Source organism: Asanoa sp. WMMD1127, assembly GCF_029626225.1.
GTDB lineage: Bacteria > Actinomycetota > Actinomycetes > Mycobacteriales > Micromonosporaceae > Asanoa.
Map to the genome: position 1 here is coordinate 2,029,778 of NZ_JARUBP010000001.1, position 17,817 is coordinate 2,047,594.

A 17,817-nucleotide genomic window follows, 5' to 3' on the forward strand; every position below is an offset into this window, starting at 1 on the left:
CCGGAGACCGACGCGGTCGACCAGCCAGGCGCTGCCACCGAAACGCCCGTCGAGTTGGCCGCGGTCGCTGCGGGTGCGGCCCTGTCCGCCGGCCACGATTCCGGTGCGACGCCGAGGAAGAGCGGCGATTCGTCAGCCAAGTCTTCCCCGCCGACACCGCAGCAACGCAGCGGCGAGGTCGACGGTGGCTCCCGAGCTGAGCCGGAGACATCTGCCGCAATCGAGAGCCCGCAGGGGGCCGGAGCGGTCGAGCCTGCCGCTCGTGCCAAGGGTCGCCGGTGGTGGCCGTTCCGGCGTTCCGACCGGCGCGCCAGCGTCGCATCCGCGGCGGCGGGCCCTTCTGCCGGCGCGTCCGGCTCAGGCGTGGAGAGCGCGGCAGCGGCCGGCGCTGCGACACCCGCCGCAACCAGCAGCGACGCAGCCAGCGAAGCGACTCCGAACGCAGCGACCACCGAGGCGGCCAGCGAAGCGACTTCCGCCGCAGCGACCAGCGAGGCGAAGGCCTCTGCGGCGACCGATGACGCGGAAAGCGAAGCGACCCCGGACGCGACGACAACCAACGCGGTCAGTGCAGCGACACCAGCCGCGGCGGCGGCCGCCTCGGGTGGTCGGCACGCAGCGCCGGCCGACTCCACCGCCGAGTCGGTTGGGCAGCGTGGCAGGCACGCGGTCGACGAGACGGTCGATGACGACGTCAAGGTCGCGGCCTCCGGTTCGACTGCGGTCGACGAGGGCGCCAAGGCGGGCACCGCGGTCGCGACCAAGGACGGGCAGGAGCCGGAGGACCGGTGGGCGGAGTTCGCCGGGCGCACCGAGCCGCCGCCGACCGTCGCTGCGCGGGTCGGGCGTCGGGTCGGGCGGTTCCTGCGCCATGAGTGGACCCTGGCCGCGCTGATCTCGATGGCCGCGGCGGTGGTCATGACGTGGCCGACCCTGCGCTACCCGCGCCACACGATTCCGCAGGACATCTGGGACCCGACCCTGCAGGCCTGGCAGATGTCCTGGTCCGGGCACAGCCTGCTCACCGACCCCGGTCGGATCTGGCACTCCAACGCGTTCTATCCCGAGCTCTGGACGTTCGCGTTCTCGGACTCACTGCTCGGTTACGCGCCGCTCGGCATGATCGGCGAAGGGCCGGTCGCGGCGATCGTGCGCTACAACATCGTGTTCGTGCTGGCGCACGCGCTGGCCACGTTCGGCGCCTACGTGCTGGTCCGCCAGCTCGGCGCCCGGCGCACGGCGAGCGCGGTGGCGGCGGCCGCCTACACGTACGCGCCATGGCTGCTCTCCCAGGCCGGCCACCTGCACATCATCTCCAACGGCGGCATCCCGCTGGCCCTGGCGATGCTCGCCCGTGGGCACGGCTTCTCGTTCCGCGACGGCTACCGGCCCGAACGCCGGCACGCCGGCTGGGCGCTGGCCGGGTGGTTGGTCGCCGCGTGGCAGCTCAGCCTGGGCTTCGGCATCGGCCTGGTCTTCGCGTACGTGCTGGCCCTGCTCACCGTCGGCGCCCTGGTCACCTGGCTCTACAAGCGCTTCCGGGTGTGGCGGGAGCCCCGGCCGTTCGGCCGCAAGCTCTTCTTCGCCGACCTCGGTGGCGCCGCCATCTTCGCGGCCGTCGGCGGGCTGCTGGCCATCCCTTACTTCGAGGTCGCCAACGCCCACCCGTACGCCCGGCGTGGTGCCGAAGAGATCCAGCTCTACTCGCCGCCCCTGCGTGGCTTCTTCACCGCGCCCCAGGAGTCGTGGCTCTGGGGCGGCCTGCACGCCCCGCTGCGCGACTCGCTCGGCTGGGCGCCCGAGATGACCCTGCTGCCGGGCTTCACGCTGATCGGCCTCGCCCTGGCCGGCCTGTTCTTCTCGATCTGGACGCTCCGCCAGCGCCTGTTGCTGCTGCTCGGCCTCGTGGTCGTCACCGTCCTGGCGATGGGCAGCGAGATCCAGGACGGCCGCTACACCTATCTGCCACTGCTCGAGCACGTGCCCGGCTGGGACGGCATCCGCACACCCGGCCGGTTGATGCTGTGGGGCACCCTGCTGCTCGGCATCCTGGCCGCGGGCACGGTGGGCGCGTTCGTCGTGCGGGTCAAGGAGCTGTCGGCCAACCGGATCCCACCGTGGCCGAGCCCGTGGCTGCGCCTGGTCACGCTGGTTCCGCTGGCGCTCGTGCTGGTCGAAGGCATCAACACGACGCCGCACCCGATCGTCCCGGCCCAACCGGCGGCGATGCGTACCGTCGACGGCCCGTTGCTGGTGCTGCCGAGCGACCAGCTGCACGACGAGAACGTGATGCTCTGGTCGACGACCCGGTTCCAGGACATCGTCAACGGCGGCAGCGGCTTCGTGCCCAAGAAGCTGGAAGAGGTACGTCAGGTCACCGCGACGTTCCCGGACGCCAACAGCATCAACTACCTGCGCCAGATGGGCGTCCGCAACGTCATCGTGGTCCGCGACCAGATCCAGTCGGGCTCACCGCTGCAGACGGCGATCGAGCTGCCGGTCGACTCTCTGGGCATCACCCGCGAGGACGTCGGCTCCGTGGTGGTCTTCCGCCTCTGAACCGACGGCGGAAGCCTCGCCCGCAGACGCGGGGCCGCGCCGGACGGATGGGCGTGGCCACGGCCGGAAGCGGTGAAGCCCTGGTCTGGGCCGTGGCGGCCGGCGGCGGTCGGCGGGATGTTCATTCCCCCGTCGCCGCCGGTGGGTGTCAGGCTCGGGCCGGGATCGGGTCCGGGTCAGCGGTCGGTGCGTCGTCGAGGCCCGGGTCCGGTGCTCCGTCGAAGTCGCCGCCGTCGGGGTCGTCGTCGTAGGTGGCCCGGACCGGGTCCAGCTCCGGCCGCAGGATGTCGCGCACCACGAAGTAGCACATCGCCACGACGCCGGCCAGGCGCAGCGTGGCGGCCAGCACGAAGACGCCCTCCGGGAAGACCTGTTTGCCCGAGGCGCCGAGGAGCTCGCCGTAGAAGGCGAGGAAGTACAGAACCTCGGTGACCTGCCAGGCCAGGAACGCGCCCCATCGTGGCCGGGCGAGGACGGCGAGGGGGAGCAGCCACAGGACGTACTGCTGGGACCAGACCTTGCTGAAGATCAGGAACGCGGCGACGACCAGGAAGGCCAACGCGGCCAGACGGGGGCGGCGCGGTGCGTAGATCGCTAGCGCGGCGATGGCGAGGCAGGCGATGCCGAACAGCAGATACGTCAGGATGTTGAGGGTGCTGACGTGCTCGCTCAGCCACTGGAACGGGCCCGCGTCGTTGGGTGACCACTTGTTGTCCAGGTAGCGGCCGATGTACCAGAGCGTGCCCCAGTCGATCGGGCGCGTGCTGTTGAGCTCGAAGAAGCGCTTCCAGCCGTCGGGGAACGCGAGCGCGATCGGGATGTTGACGGCGAGCACGGTGGCGGCGCCGGTCCAGACCGTGGTCAGCGCGGCCCGCCAGCGCTTGGTGCGGAACGCCAGCACCAGGATCGGGCCCAGGATGAACAGCGGCCACAGCTTGGCCGCGCAGCCGAGGCCCAGGAGCACTCCGGCTGCGACCGGTTTCCGTCTGGCCCAGGCGAGCATGCCGAAGACGGCGAGCCCGATCGCCAGCAGGTCCCAGTTGACGGTCGCGGTGACCAGCAGGGCTGGGGACAGCGCGAACATCGCGGCGTCCCACGGTCGTCTCTTGCGCAGCGCCAACAGCGCGCCGACGGTGCCGACGGCGATCGCGCCCAGCACCAGGGCGTTGATGTTGTAGAACCACTGGGCCTGGTTGATCTCGGGGCGGTCCTGGCCCAGCGCGTGCACCGGCAGACCCAGGGCGCCCATGAACACGCCGGTCAGCACCGGGTATTCGACCGGGTGGTCCGCGTAGGGGACCTTGCCCTCGTTGAGGCCTTCGGCGTAGTAGAGCGCGAGGACGTCGGTGTAGCAGAACCGGGTGTACTGCTGATGGTCCTGCCACGCACCGTCCTGACACGGTGACTTCTGCACCCAGTGCAGGGCCAACGTCAGACACATCAACGCCAGCACGATCCGGGAGGCGGTCCAGAAGCCACCACCGGAACGAGCGCCGCCGCGGCGTTCGACCGCGTGCTCGCCCACCGGTCCGCCGATCGCCTCCGACAGCCCGCGAACGAAGCCGTCGGAGCGCGACGGCTGGTCGACCGGTCCGGCGTCTTCACGCATCAGGTTTGCACCCACGAAGACGCATCTTTCCGCATCCCACCCGGTGTGCCCCATCCGGAGCGCCGATTTGGTCGCAACAGCTGGGAGCCGCTGCCGGCCAGGGCCTCAGCCCCCAGGCGGCCGGAACCACCGGGGGCCAGGGCTGCGGGCGACGCGAGGCCGGAACCACCGACGGCCAAGGCTTCGGATCCCGGGCGGTCGGAACCATCGGAACCCACCGCTTCGAGCCACGCGAGGCCGAAACCACCGACGGCCAAGGCTGCAGATCCCGAGCGGCCGGAACCACCGAAACCCACGGCTGCGGGCCACGCGCGGACGGAACCACCGAGCCAAGGCTTCGAGAGATGGGCGGCCGGAACCGCCGGGCGCACTGCGTCGGACCACGCGCGGGCGGCTTCACGCCCCAGGCGGCCGCAACCGCCGGCGGCCGAGGCTTCAGGCCCTGGCCGGCCGGCCGGCGGATCGACGCCGAGGCTATCCACCCGGCGGTGGGATCACCGTGAACGGGTTGTTGTTCTGTGTCTGCGGCTGGTCGGTGTTGTTGTCATCCCGCCGGCCGTCGCCGTTTCCGTTGCCGCCGTTCCCGTTCCCGTTTCCGTTGCCATTGCCGCCCGCGTTGCCGCCGGGGAAGTTGCAGTCCTGGCCCGGGAAGCAGGTGGGCTGCTGCGGTTGCGTGCCGTTGCCCGCGTCCGGGTCACCGAGGTGCGTGCCGGGTGGGAACCGGGTGATCGGCTTGCCGTCGAGCGCTTCGTTCATGAAGCGCTTCCAGATGTCCTTCGGCAGGCCGGCACCCGCGATCTTGTTTTCGTTCTTGTCGCGGATCGCCTTTTCCTTGCCGACGTTGCCCACCCAGATCGCGGTCGCGACCTCCTTGGTGGCGCCGAGCATCCAGGCGTGCGCGTTGTCGGAGCTCTTCTCGTTGAGCTCCCACGTGCCGGTCTTGCCGGTCGCCGGCCGGCCGCCGTCGAGCCCGCCGGAGATCTTCTCGAGCGTGTCGTTGACGTCGTCGGCGACCTCGGGCCGGATGGTCTGCCGCGGCTTGCGCTGCTCGCCACCAACCTTGATCCACTGGCCGGCGTCGTTCTTCTGCTGCACCGAGATGACGAAGTGCGCCTTGTTGTAGACGCCGCGGTTCGTGATGGTCGCCAAGCCGTTGGCGTGATCCAGCACCGTGATCGGGTAGGCGCCGTAGCCAGCCACGTAGTAGAACGGGTCGCTCTTGCCGATCTTGGTCTTCGTGCTGGCGATGTTGTAGGGCTTCACCGGGTTGTTGGTCCACATCGTGGTCACGCCGGCGTTGCGGGCCATCTCGACGACCTTGTCGGTGCCGATCTTCTCGGTGATGTGGAAGAAGGGCACGTTGTAGGACTCGATGGTCGACGTGCGCAGCGTGCAGTTCTTGCCACACGGTGGCTGCCGACCGGCGTTGATGACCTTGATCTCGGTGCCGGGGACTTCGTAGTCGGTCGCGTCCCACCGCGAATCGAGCGAAATCCCCGACTCGAGCGCCGCCGCCAGCGTGTAGATCTTGAACGACGAGCCCGGAGCGTGACCACCGGTGAGCGCCCCGCCCTCGACGTTCTTGCCGGCGTAGTCGTGGCCTGTGCCGTTCTCCCCACCGAAGTAGGCGAGCACCCGCCCCGTCTCAGGCTCGACCGCGACACCGGCCGCCATCAGATTGCTCGGCTGGCCGGCGAGCTCGGAGCCCTTCTTCTTGCGCCAGATCGCCGCCTCCATCGACCGCTGCATCTGGATGTTGATGGTCGTCTGGATCTTGAAGCCACCATCCTTGATGAGCTGCGAGCAGTTCTCCGCGTCACAGCCCGGGATCTTCATGGCGATCATCTCGTCGCGGACGTAGTTGATCACGTTGCCGAGCGGGGTGTTGACGCCGCAGTCGGTGAAGCAGGTGCCGTCCTTCGGCAGCGGCTTGATGGCCTTCTTCGGATCCGGGTAGCTCGCCGGCTTCTCCTCCGCCTTGAGCCAGCCCTTCTCGACCATGCCGTTGATGACGTACGTCCAGCGGGACTGTGCCTCGGGAAGGTTGTAGCCCGGGTCGAAGCCCTTGTGGGTCGCCGACGGCTGCGGCTGCTTGATGACCGCCGCCAGCACCGCGCCCTCGGCCACGTTCAGCTTGCTGACCGACTTGCCGAAGTAGGTCTGCGCCGCCGCCTCGATTCCGTACGCACCTCGCCCGAAGTAGATCGTGTTGAGGTACATCTGCATGATCTGGTCTTTGCTGTATTCGTCGTTGAGCTTCGACGCCATCACGGCCTCGCGGACCTTACGGGCGTAGGTCGCGCCCTCCAGGTTGTCGTACGCGTTGCGCGCGTACTGCTGCGTGATGGTCGACGCGCCCTGGCGTTCGCCGCCGGTGAAGTTGTTCCACGCGGCACGCGCGATGCCGACGTAGTCGACGCCGTCGTGCTCGTAGAACTTGCGGTCCTCGGCCGCGGCGACGGCCTTCTGCACGAAGTCGGGGATCTGCTCGATCGAGACGAAGGTGCGGTTGTATTCGCCGAGCTTCGCGATCTGGGTCTTGCCGTCGGCGGCGTAGATCGTGCTCGCCAGCGGCAGGCTGACGTTTTCCGGCACGACGACGTTGGTCGTGTAGTAGGTGCCGCCGACCAGACCGGCGCCGGCCAGGATGACCATCACCGCGAAGCCGGCGATGGCCCAGTTGATCATCTTGCGACGGCGGCTCAGCTTCGGCCGCTTGCCGCCCGAGGACCGGCCACGTCCGCCGGGACCACCGGGACCCGTCGGCCCGCCCGGCCCGTCACCCGGACCACCCGGACCGCCGGGGCCACCGCCCACGACCGCCCGACCGACCCGCGCCCGACCCGCGCCGACCGCCGCACTGCCGACCGAAGCGCTACCGACCGAGGCGCTGCCAACGGACGCGCTGCCAACCGACGCCCGACCGGAAGACCCGGACGATCCCACGGACGACGACCCCGGCACCGCGGCCGAAGCCCGACCAGGGGAAGACGACGATGCGGGTACGGAGGCCGAAGCGCGACCGACCGTCGCGCGCCCGGCCGACGACGGTGGCACGGACGCCGAGCCGCCGGCGGGGGAGGAGGGCACGGAGGCCGACGCCCGCGGCACCGACGCCCGACCACCCGAGGCCGAGCCGCGCGCGGCCGGCGACTGCCCGCCGTAGCCACCGTTGTCGGGCCAACCGCCCATCCCGTCACCACTCTGCCAGTGGCGATCGTCGCCGGACCCTGAGCCGCCGCTGTTGCCACTGTTGCCCGTGGGGCGGGCGTGGCCGCGCGCGGAACTGGATTCGTCGTACGAGTTCATTCGTCACACCCTGCCGGTCGCGGTGACGCGCGCCTGCGCTGCCACCGGGTTGCCGTGAGTTGGACCACGTCGTGCGGTCGTCCGGTTGCGTCGGTCCGCCACCGACATATCTGAAAAAACCGGACTTATCCGGTTAACGATTCGCCCGGCCGCCGAAGATGCGGCAATCGCCGGGCGAAGCGTGGTCACCGTCGCGCCTCTCTCCTTCGCGCGCTTGCCTGCTCGTCGGCCGCGGCCAGACCGTCGCGCCCGAGCAGGAACTGCTCCACCAAGTGGTTCCAGGAGCAGCCCTGGCAGACCTCCACCACGTAGACCTGGAACTCACGGAGAGTCATCGCGAGCACCGGCAACTCCGCCAGGGTGCGCGCCTGTCCCGCCGACTGCTTGAGTTCATCGCCGTAAATGTAGTGGACGTGCGTCAGGTTTTCTCGCCTGCAGATCGGGCAGCGCTCGTCGGTCGGCTCGCCGTGGAACCGAGCGGCGCTTTTCAAGTAGGGCGAGGCGTCGCAGACCTCGTAGGTCCCGACGCGGCTCGAATAGACGTCACGCAGGACCGCTCGCTTCTGGAGCGAGTAGTCGACGACCTGGCGCTGCGTGCGCATGCGCAAGAGGGTACGCGGTCGAGGCGACGAGAGCGACAACCGCTACGGAGCGTGATTCCCCGGGCGCAATCAGAGGTTTGCGCGGAGGTTCACCCGTGATTTACCGTGGGCGGAGCGATGTATCGGCCCGATACATCGTCGGCCACGAGGGAGGTTGGTGGTGCTCGAGTTCGCGATCCTCGGCCTCCTCCACGAGGGGCCGATGCACGGCTACGAGCTCCGCAAGGAGCTGTCGGCCAAGCTCGGGTCGATCCGCGCCGCGATCAGCTACGGCTCGCTCTATCCCACGCTGCGCCGGCTCCAGTCGGCCGGCTACCTCACCGAGGCTGGCGAGACCCCGCCGACCACGCCCGAGGTGCCGGCGCTGACGAGCAAGCGCGGGCGGGTGGTCTACCAGATCACCCCCGAGGGCAAGGAGCGCTTCGCCGACCTGATCGCCCAGGCCGGCCCCGAGACCTACGACGACGCCGGCTTCGGGATCCACTTCGCGTTCTTCGCGCGTACCGACCAGGCCACCCGCCTGCGGATCCTCGAAGGCCGGCGGCGCAAGGTCGAGGAGCGCCGCGAAAGCATGCGGGACGTGCTCGCCCGGGCGGGCGAGCGCCTCGACGCATACACCCTCGAGCTGCAGCGTCATGGTTTGGACGCCTGCGAGCGCGAGGTGCGCTGGCTGGAGGAGCTCATCGTCAACGAGCGCTCCGGCCGGCAGCCGGAGGGCGGCAACGCCCCCGGCACAGCAGAAACCAGCCCGCACGTCCAGGACGAGCGGCCGTAATAAGAAGGAGGCAAACGCGATGGGCTCCGTCCGCGTCGCCATCGTCGGTGTGGGTAACTGCGCCTCGTCCCTGGTCCAGGGTGTGGAGTACTACCGCAACGCCGACCCCAACGACCGCGTCCCGGGTCTCATGCACGTCACCTTCGGCGACTACCACGTCTCCGACGTGGAGTTCGTCGCGGCGTTCGACGTGGACGCCAAGAAGGTCGGCATGGACCTCGCGGAGGCGATCGTCGCCAGCGAGAACAACACCATCAAGCTCTGTGACGTGCCGCCGACCGGTGTCCTCGTCCAGCGCGGTCCGACCTTCGACGGTCTCGGGCAGTACTACCGCGAGATCATCGAAGAGTCGGACGCTCCGGCGGTCGACGTCGCGCAGGCGCTGCGGGACGCCCGGGTCGACGTGGTGGTGGCCTACCTGCCCGTCGGTTCGGAAGAGGCCGACAAGTTCTACGCGCAGGCCGCCATCGACGCCGGTTGCGCGTTCGTCAACGCCCTGCCGGTGTTCATCGCGTCCGACCCGGTGTGGGCGCAGAAGTTCACCGACGCGGGCCTGCCGATCGTCGGCGACGACATCAAGAGCCAGGTCGGCGCCACCATCGTGCACCGCGCCCTCGCCAAGCTGTTCGAGGACCGTGGCGTCGAGCTGCTGCGCACCTATCAGCTCAACTTCGGCGGCAACATGGACTTCATGAACATGCTGGAGCGCACCCGCCTGGTCTCGAAGAAGATCTCGAAGACCCAGTCGGTGACGTCCCAGGTGCCGCACGAGATGGCCAAGAGCGACGTGCACATCGGCCCGTCCGACCACGTGCCGTGGCTCGACGACCGCAAGTGGGCCTACATCCGGCTCGAGGGCCGGTCGTTCGGCGACACTCCGCTGAACGCCGAGCTCAAGCTCGAGGTCTGGGACTCGCCCAACTCGGCCGGCGTGATCATCGACGCGCTCCGGGCCGCGAAGATCGCCCTCGACCGGGGCATCGGCGGGCCGATCCTGTCGGCGTCGAGCTACTTCATGAAGTCGCCGCCGGAGCAGTACGCCGACCACGACGCGCACCAGGCCGTCGAGGCGTTCATCAAGGGCGAGATCGAGCGCTGACGCGAAGCACCCACGTGGAGCGGGCGGGCACCCAGGCCGGGTGCCCGCCCGTCGCGCGTCTCCGGGTCAGCGCCGCCGCCGCCCGGCCGGCCCGCCCGCGGTCAGGGGCTTGGCGGCCCGGGCCGTCGCCGGGAACTCGGCCACGCCGTACGCGAATGTGAACGCGACCGCGTCGATCAGGACGTGCACCGGCCCGCCGGAGTTGTAGACCGAGATGGCATCGTCGTGCTGCGGGTGCCAGCCGTGGCCCACCGTGAACGCGTTGGCCAGCGTGGTGTTGGCCGGGTAGTTCAGGGTCGACGTGCCCGGGTGGTACGGCACGCCGTAGGGATAGATGGTCAGGTGGCCACCGGTGACCGCCTTGACCGCGGTCACGTTGCCGTGCATGGCGTCGGCGTAGCGCACGAGGGCGCTGGCGACGACGTGCATGGTCGTGTTGCTGCGGAGCCGGCCCTGTGCGTCCAGCGCGTCCTTGTTGATGACGAGGTCCCGACCGGTCACGGCCCGGGTGTCGACCAGCCGCTGCGGGACGATCGGCACGAGCTGGCTGGTGTTCATCGTCGTGTGCACGGTGAACGTCTCGCCCGGCCGCTGGACGACGTAGATGTTGCCGGTCTGGTCGACGCAGAGCGAGCCGACCGGGTCGCCGTCGAGCACGGTGTTGCTCGGCACGAGCCGCAGCGCGGGCCCGCCGGCGTTGTCCAGCGTCAGCAGCGCGGCGTCGGCCCGGCCGGTGAGCTGGGTGGGTGCCACGTCGGCGTTGGGACCCTGGACGAGCGCGTCGCCCGGATCGGCCTGCGCCGGCGACCCGACCGCGGCGCCGACCGCACCCGCGCCCACGACACCGGCGGCGACCGTGCCCGCGCGGCGCAGCAGCCGGCGCCGGGCGATTGCTTCTTCAGACATGCGAAACTCCCCCGTTCGCGAAAGTGATGAGGAGTTCAGTGTCCGAGCCGACGGGCGAAATGAGCGCTGAGCATCGGTTATCTGACGTACTGCAACCTACGCCGAAAAGGGCGGAAATCCCCACAGGATTCCCGCCCTTTGGCGCTTGCCGGAACTACTTCGACCAGGTGGGCTTCCCCGCCTGCTTGCCGATCCGCGACAGCGGCTTGGCCGCACGGCTCGCACCGCGCGCCGCGGCCGACTGCAGGCCGGCCTTGATGTCGGTGAAGCCGTAGAGGCCCGTCCAGGCGCTGACGTCGAGCAGCACGTGGGCGGCGACGCTGCTGTTGAAGATGGAGATGACGTCGGACTGGTCCTCGTGGTAGCCGATGCCGACGACCAGGTGGTTGGCGATCGTGGTCAGCTTGCTGGCGACCGGGAAGTTGATGGCCGAGGTCGCCGGCCGCGGCTCGCCACCGGGCCACACGGTCAGGTAGCCGTCGCCGGCCGCGCCGGTGACGGTCACGTTGCCGTGCAGCGCGACCGCGTTCTCGGCGAGATCCCCGACGTGGATGTGGATGGTCTTGCCCGCGAGCAGCCGGCCCGCCGAGTCCAGGTTGCCGGTCGGGTTGATGATGTATTGCCGGCCCGCCGCGTTGCGCGTGTCGAGGATGCGCGACGGGACCACCGGGATCAGGGCGGTCGCGGTGTAGGAGGTCAACACCATCTCCGGCAGGCCCTCGATGGCGATCGTCCAGAGGTTGCCGAACTCGTCGACCCGCAGCGAGCCGACCGGTTCGTCGCCGGTCAGCATCGACGACGGCGCCAGGTTGAGCGCGGGACCGTCGGTGTTGGCGAGGGTGACCATCGGGTCGGGCGTCGCGGCGGTGTTCTCGCCCTGCACGATCGGCTCGCCGGCGGCGGCCTGAGCCGGCGCGGCCATGGCGGCGCTGACCGCACCGGCGCCGACGACGCCGGCGGCGACTGTGCTGGCCCGCCGCAGCAGGCGGCGGCGACCGAGGCCGGAATCGGGCGTCTCAGTGGACATCAGTGGCTCCCCCGTCTTGAGTTGGCTGAAGGGTGGAAAGACTGACGGATCATCCAAGCGCCAGCAACGGATCGCCATTGACCGATCGGTCGTCGTTGCGCTCCAAGCCGGTGGATCTTGCTAAGTGCCGCCCCAGGCACGGCGGAACGCGACGCCACCCTCGAGGTCGAGCAGGAACCGTTTGGCCGGCAGCCCGCCGCCGAAGCCGACCAGCTTGCCGCCGGCGCCGACGATGCGGTGGCACGGCACGACGACCGCGATCGGGTTGCGGTTGCAGGCCACCCCGACCGCCCGCGCCGCCTCGGGGTCGCCGACCGCGGCCGCCACCTCGCCGTAGGTCTCGGTCTCGCCGTAGGGGATCGTGGTCATGCGGTGCCAGACGGCCCGCTCGAACTCGGAGCCCCGGCGCACCGACAGCGGCAGGTCGAAGTCGGTCAGCTCGCCCGCGAAGTAGGCGGACAGTTGTGTGGCCGCGACCGCCAGCACGCCGGCCGGTGGCGCGAACTCGACCTCGGTGACCGTGCCGAACCGCAGCCCGCAGAGGCCGGCCTCGTCGGCGGCCAGGGACAGCGGCCCGACCGGGGAGTCGACGACGCTCCAGCGCATGACACCCATTCAACCCCGGGGGTACGACAGTTCAGCGTCGCCGGTAACCGACCAGCAGCCGGTCGTCCTCCTGCGTGAGCGCGTCGCCCGCGCAGTCGAGGCGGAACGACCGCGGCTCCGCCGCCTCGTCGCGAACCGGTGCCGGGGGCCCGTACGCCGTGTCGTCGATGAACAGCTGGCTGGTGGCAGCGTTTCCGGCCGGCGTGACGGAGATCGAGTCGGTGCCCAACTCGTAGCGGAACCGCACCGGCCCGGCCACCTCGAGCCGCACCAGTCGCCCGTCCGGCGCCCGCCCGGCGAAGGTCGCCTTGGTCCCGTAGTCGGTCTCACCGGTGCCGTCGGCGGCCAGCCGCAGCACCGTCCCGGAACCGCCCGTGAACGACACCGCCTCCGCGAACGTCGGCACGGGCACCGCCTCGCGATAGCTGACCACGTCCCACTCGCCGACCGCGCACGGTGTGTTGGCCGCCCGCCCCGCCCGGCCGGCCTGCACCACCACGATCGCCCCGACCAGCAGGAACAGCACGACCGAGAGGACCACGATCGGCACCCGGTACGAGCGGGGGGTGGCGCCGGGGGTCGGCTGCATGACCGCGACGCTAGCGACCCTCGCCGCGCGCTGTCATTCGGGGTCGACGATGCCTTCCGCCCGCGCCCAGCGCAGCAGCTCCGCCTCCGCCTCGTCGCGGTCCAGCGGGCCGCGCTCCAGCCGCAGCTCCTTGAGGTGCCGCCAGGCCCGGCCGACGACCGGCCCGGGTGGCACGCCGAGCAGCTCCATGATCGCGTTGCCGTCGAGGTCGGGCCGGACCCGCGCCAGGTCCTCCTCGGCCGCGATCCGCGCGATCCGCTCCTCGAGCGCGTCGTAGTCGGCGGCCAGCTGGGCCGCCTTGCGCCGGTTGCGGGTGGTCACGTCGGAGCGGGTGAGCTTGTGCAGGCGGGACAGCAGCGGCCCGGCGTCGGTGACGTAGCGGCGCACCGCGGAGTCGGTCCACTCGCCCCGCCCGTAGCCGTAGAACCGCAGGTGCAGCGCGACCAGCTCGACGACTTCGGCGGTGACGTCCTTGGGGTACCGCATGGCCTTCATCCGCTGCTTGGTCATCCGAGCGCCGACCACCTCGTGGTGGTGGAAGCTGACCCGCCCGTCGGGGGAGACCGCCTTGGTGGCCGGCTTGCCCACGTCGTGCATGAGCGCGGCCATCCGCAGCACGAAGTCCGGACCACCATCACCTTCGAGGCGTACGGCGTTGGCGACCACGATCAGCGTGTGCTCGTAGACGTCCTTGTGCTGGGCGTGCTCGTCGATCTCCAGCTTGAGCCCGCTGATCTCCGGGATGAACCGGTCGGCCAGCCCCGAGTCGACCAGCAGCCGCAGGCCGTAGACCGGGTCGGCGCCGCAGAGCAGCTTGGTGAACTCGTCGCGGATCCGCTCGGCGGTGATCCGGTCGAGGTCGGCGGCCATGGACTCCATCGCGGCGCGGACGCCCGGGTCGACCGCGAACCGCAGCTGGGCGGCGAACCGGGCGGCGCGGAGCATCCGCAGCGGGTCGTCGCCGAACGACTCCTGCGGCGTACCCGGCGTGCGCAGCACCTTGTTGGCCAGGTCGTCCAGGCCGCCGTAGGCGTCGGTGAAGGTGTGGTCGGGCAGGCTCACGGCCATCGCGTTGACGGTGAAGTCCCGCCGCCGCAGGTCGTCGGCGAGGTTGTCGCCGAAGCGGACCACCGGGTTGCGGGTGACCCCGTCGTAGACGTCGGCCCGGAACGTGGTGATCTCCAGCCGCAGGCCGTCGCGCTGCGCGCCGATCGTGCCGAACTCCCGGCCCGTCTCCCAGGTCGCCTCCGCCCAGCCCTTGAGCACGGCGAGGGTCTGGTCGGGGTGCGCGTCCGTCGCGAAGTCGAGGTCGTCGCCGAGCCGGCCGAGCAGCGCGTCGCGCACCGAGCCACCGACCAGGTGGAGCTCGTGGCCCGCCTTGGCGAACCGGCGCCCCAGCTCGTCGGCGACCGGCGAGACGCGGATGAGCTCCGCCACAGCGGTCTCCTGCGCCTGCGTGAGGCGGCGGGTAGAGGATGTTCCGGACATGGGACGGCCAGCCTATCTGTCTGTCCGGGGTCGTCGTCTCCGCGGGGCGGTGTTCCCAGGTTAGGGTCGGGCGTACATCGTCACCCTCGCCTGGAGGTCCCGTGAGCAGCGGCCTTTACCGGAGCGCGCACGCCGCGCACGGCGACGAGGGCATCGTCCGGGCCGATCCGGTCGACATACCGCCGCCGGCGGGGCCGCCCGCGATCGAGGAGCCGTCCTCCTCCGGTGGCGGCAGCGCCGCGGGCAACAGCGCGGTCATGGCGGTCGGCAGCCTGGTCAGCCGCGGTACGGGCTTCCTGCGCACCCTGGTGATCACGGCCGCCCTGGGCGCCGCCGTCGGTGACGCGTACACCACGGCCCAGATCCTGCCGGGCATGGTGTTCGAGTTCCTGATGGGTGGCGTGCTCACCAGCGTGCTGGTGCCGGTGCTGGTCCGCCGCCGCGACACCGACCGGGACCGGGGCGAGCTCTACACGCAGCGGCTGCTGAGCCTGGTGGTGCTGGCGCTGTTCGTCGCCACCGTGCTCGCCCTGCTGGCCGCGCCCCTGCTGACACTGCTCTACATCGACGCCGACACGTCTGGCGACACCCGCTCGCTGATCAACGTGCTCGCTCTGCTGATGCTGCCGATGATCTTCTTCAGCGGGTTGTCGGCACTGATGAGCGCGATCCTCAACGTACGGGGCCACTTCGCCGCCCCGATGTTCACGCCGATCCTCAACAACTTCATCGTGATCGCGTCGTTCGGGCTGTTCATCGCCCTCTACGGCGCCCGCGAGGACCTGAAGACCGGCGACATGAGCGCCGACATGATCCTGTTGGTCGGCGGCGGCACCCTGCTCGGCATCATCGTCCAGGTGGCCGGCCTCGTGCCCGCGCTGCGCAAGGTGGGCTTCCACTACCGGTGGCGTGGCCAGTGGCGCGAGCTCGGCCTGCGCGAGCTGGCCCAGCTCGGCGGCTGGATGTTCTGCTACGTCGCCGTCAGCCAGCTCGGCCTGATCGTGGTCTTCAAGCTGGCCAACGCCGCCAGCGCCAACGGCGATCCCGGCCCACTGATCTACAACAACGTCTTCCTGCTGGTGATGACCGCCCACGGGATCATCGCCGTCTCGATCATCACCGCGCTGCTGCCCCGGATGAGCGCCGCGGCGGCGGAGGGGCGGTTCGGGGACTTCGCGGACGACGTTTCACGTGGAACGCGGACGGTGACGGCGGTGCTGGCCCCGATCGCGGTCTGCTACGCGGTGCTCTCGTACCCGATCTCGGTCGTGCTGTTCCACTACGGCGCGTTCACGGAGGACAACGCCACGGACACCGGGGTGGTGCTGACCACGGGCGCGCTGGCGCTGGTGCCGTTCGCGATCAGCCAGCTGTTCACGTTCGCCTTCTACGCGCTGCCCGATACGCGTACGCCCGCGTTGGTCAACATTCCCGTCGTCGCGCTGCGGGTGATCGTCCAGGTGGCGCTGTTCGCCGCGCTGTCCACCTCGGCCGTGGCGGCGGGCCTGATGTTCGGCAACGCGGTCTCCTACGTGGCCGCCGCGGTGGTGTTCGCGATGCTGCTGCGCCGGCGGATCGGTCCGATCGGGGCGGGCCGGATCATGATGACCTTCGGCAAGGTGCTGGTCGCCTCGCTGGGCGCGGCCCTGATCGGCTACCTCGTGCTGCTCCTGCTGCCCGACAGCGACTCGGCGGATCGGGTGATCGCGCTGGCGCGGTTGGTCGTCGGGGGAGCGGTGATCTGTCTGTCCTATCTCGGACTGGCGATGGCCCTGCGGATCACCGAGGTGACCAGTGTGGTCGGCATGGTCCGGCGGCGGCTGGGGCTGGCCCGCTAGTGTCCTGAGTCGTTAAATCGTTGTCAGTGGGTACGGTGGTCGTATGCCGTCTCCGATAGCAGTGTCGATCGTGCTCACTGATGACGAGCGTGAGCAGTTGGTTACCTGGTCACGAAGGCCGACCAGTGCGCAGGCTTTGGCGGCGCGGTCACGGGTCGTGCTGGCCTGTGCCGATGGTCCCGGCGAGTCGAACGGCCAGATCGCGCAGCGTCTGGGGATCTCGCGGAACACGGTGAAGAAGTGGCGTAATCGGTTCGCGGTCGACCGGCTCGACGGGTTGTTGGACGAGCCGCGGCCGGGCCGGCCGCGCACGGTCACCGACACCGACGTCGAGCGCGTCATCACCACGACGTTGGAGACCACGCCGAAGGACGCCACGCACTGGTCGACCCGGTCGCTGGCCGCGCAGGTCGGCCTGTCACAGACGGCGGTATCGCGGATTTGGCGGGCGTTCGGGCTGCAGCCGCACCGGCAGGACTCGTGGAAGCTGTCGAAAGACCCGCAATTCATTGACAAGGTCCGCGACGTGGTCGGTCTCTACTTGGACCCGCCGGAACGGGCGGTCGTGCTCTGCGTCGACGAAAAGTCTCAGATCCAAGCCCTCGACCGGACCGCGCCGGTCCTACCAATGCTGCCCGGCACACCCGCCAGGGCCAGTCACGACTACATCCGCGCCGGCACCTCCAGCCTCTACGCCGCCCTGGACCTGACCACCGGCAAGGTGATCGGCTCGTTGCACGCCCGACACCGGGCGATCGAGTTCCGCAAGTTTCTGACCACCCTCGACCGGGAAGTCCCCGCGGACCTACAGGTCCACCTGGTCCTGGACAACGCCTCCACACACAAGACACCAGCGATCAAACGCTGGCTGGCGGCCCACCCTCGCTTCGTCCTGCACTTCACCCCGACCAGCTCATCCTGGCTCAACCTCGTCGAGCGCTGGTTCGGCGAACTGACCACCAAGAAACTCCAACGCGGAACCCACCGCTCGGTCCGCGCCCTCAACAAAGACATCCGCGAATGGATCGGAACCTGGAACGACAACCCCAAGCCCTACGTCTGGACCAAGACCGCCGACCAGATCCTCGAATCCATCGCCCGCTACTGCACTCGAATTAACGACTCACGACACTAGGCGGTTGTGCTGGCCCGGGGCGACGCGCCCGACAGTAAATCGTACCTTTTTCGGGTTCTGAACATGTCGCCGCAAAGGCTGATTTGCGGGTCTTTGCAGTGCTCAGCGGGCCGGCTCGGGCAGCGCCGACAGGGGAACATGGCCTGTGGAGGAGGGGCCGGTCCCAGGTAAGGTCGCTCCCGACAGAAGCGCCGAGCCCCTACGCTATTGGTGGCGCCGCCCGGTTTACGACGGGGCGCAGCGCGCTGCCCGGGTGACTGCGAGACGAGCGAGTC

Annotated in this window: 13 protein-coding genes and 1 pseudogene; 6 read left to right on the forward strand and 8 right to left on the reverse strand. The window is 69.9% G+C overall.

The genetic code is table 11. The features are described from left to right. Positions 1–363 precede the first annotated feature (363 nt). A complete protein-coding gene (locus O7635_RS09775; protein ID WP_278080098.1) occupies positions 364–2,559 on the forward strand; it encodes a hypothetical protein in 2,196 nt (731 codons plus the stop codon). Between the two features lie 148 nt (positions 2,560–2,707). Here O7635_RS09775 and O7635_RS09780 read toward each other — a convergent pair whose 3' ends face one another. Together O7635_RS09780 and O7635_RS09785 are read right to left on the reverse strand one after the other, a co-directional pair. Beyond that, positions 2,708–4,168: a glycosyltransferase 87 family protein gene (locus O7635_RS09780; RefSeq protein WP_278080099.1), complete on the reverse strand. Its 1,461-nt coding sequence runs from the start codon at positions 4,166–4,168 to the stop codon at positions 2,708–2,710. A 474-nt stretch (positions 4,169–4,642) separates the two neighbouring features. Continuing rightward, the gene (locus O7635_RS09785; RefSeq protein WP_278080100.1) at positions 4,643–6,856 is read right to left on the reverse strand and encodes a transglycosylase domain-containing protein; all 2,214 of its coding nucleotides are present in this window, start codon (positions 6,854–6,856) and stop codon (positions 4,643–4,645) included. On the opposite strand from O7635_RS09785, the gene O7635_RS09790 reads away from it, so the two are divergent. Then, the gene (locus O7635_RS09790; protein ID WP_278080101.1) at positions 6,840–7,334 is read left to right on the forward strand and encodes a hypothetical protein; all 495 of its coding nucleotides are present in this window, start codon (positions 6,840–6,842) and stop codon (positions 7,332–7,334) included. The two genes, O7635_RS09785 and O7635_RS09790, sit on opposite strands and share 17 nt — an antisense overlap. Before the next feature lie 328 nt (positions 7,335–7,662). Here the strand turns inward: O7635_RS09790 and O7635_RS09795 are convergent, their stop codons facing one another. Then, the gene (locus O7635_RS09795) at positions 7,663–8,079 is read right to left on the reverse strand and encodes a DUF5318 domain-containing protein (protein WP_278080102.1); all 417 of its coding nucleotides are present in this window, start codon (positions 8,077–8,079) and stop codon (positions 7,663–7,665) included. 160 nt (positions 8,080–8,239) lie between these two features. On the opposite strand from O7635_RS09795, the pseudogene O7635_RS09800 reads away from it, so the two are divergent. After that, a pseudogene (locus tag O7635_RS09800) lies at positions 8,240–8,785 on the forward strand (PadR family transcriptional regulator); the annotation flags it as partial. Between the two features lie 88 nt (positions 8,786–8,873). Next, entirely contained in the window at positions 8,874–9,953 is a 1,080-nt protein-coding gene (locus O7635_RS09805) for an inositol-3-phosphate synthase (protein WP_278080103.1), read from the forward strand. A gap of 66 nt (positions 9,954–10,019) precedes the next feature. Here O7635_RS09805 and O7635_RS09810 read toward each other — a convergent pair whose 3' ends face one another. The 5 genes from O7635_RS09810 to O7635_RS09830 form a co-directional block, all read right to left on the reverse strand. Next, positions 10,020–10,859: a hypothetical protein gene (locus tag O7635_RS09810; RefSeq protein WP_278080104.1), complete on the reverse strand. Its 840-nt coding sequence runs from the start codon at positions 10,857–10,859 to the stop codon at positions 10,020–10,022. Positions 10,860–11,013: 154 nt separating this feature from the next. Beyond that, the gene (locus tag O7635_RS09815) at positions 11,014–11,886 is read right to left on the reverse strand and encodes a hypothetical protein (RefSeq protein ID WP_278080105.1); all 873 of its coding nucleotides are present in this window, start codon (positions 11,884–11,886) and stop codon (positions 11,014–11,016) included. A 120-nt stretch (positions 11,887–12,006) separates the two neighbouring features. After that, positions 12,007–12,492 (reverse strand): methylated-DNA--[protein]-cysteine S-methyltransferase, encoded by a 486-nt coding sequence (locus tag O7635_RS09820; RefSeq protein ID WP_278080106.1) that lies wholly within the window; start codon positions 12,490–12,492, stop codon positions 12,007–12,009. A 31-nt stretch (positions 12,493–12,523) separates the two neighbouring features. Continuing rightward, positions 12,524–13,081: a hypothetical protein gene (locus O7635_RS09825; RefSeq protein ID WP_278080107.1), complete on the reverse strand. Its 558-nt coding sequence runs from the start codon at positions 13,079–13,081 to the stop codon at positions 12,524–12,526. A gap of 33 nt (positions 13,082–13,114) precedes the next feature. Beyond that, positions 13,115–14,569 (reverse strand): CCA tRNA nucleotidyltransferase, encoded by a 1,455-nt coding sequence (locus O7635_RS09830; RefSeq protein ID WP_278080108.1) that lies wholly within the window; start codon positions 14,567–14,569, stop codon positions 13,115–13,117. 101 nt (positions 14,570–14,670) lie between these two features. Between O7635_RS09830 and murJ the strand changes: the two genes are divergently transcribed. Then, positions 14,671–16,407, forward strand: coding sequence for a murein biosynthesis integral membrane protein MurJ (gene murJ, locus O7635_RS09835; protein WP_278080109.1), 1,737 nt, complete (start codon positions 14,671–14,673; stop codon positions 16,405–16,407). A gap of 43 nt (positions 16,408–16,450) precedes the next feature. Further along, positions 16,451–17,542, forward strand: a complete 1,092-nt coding sequence (locus tag O7635_RS09840; RefSeq protein WP_278080110.1) for an IS630 family transposase — start codon at positions 16,451–16,453, stop codon at positions 17,540–17,542. Positions 17,543–17,817 lie beyond the last annotated feature (275 nt).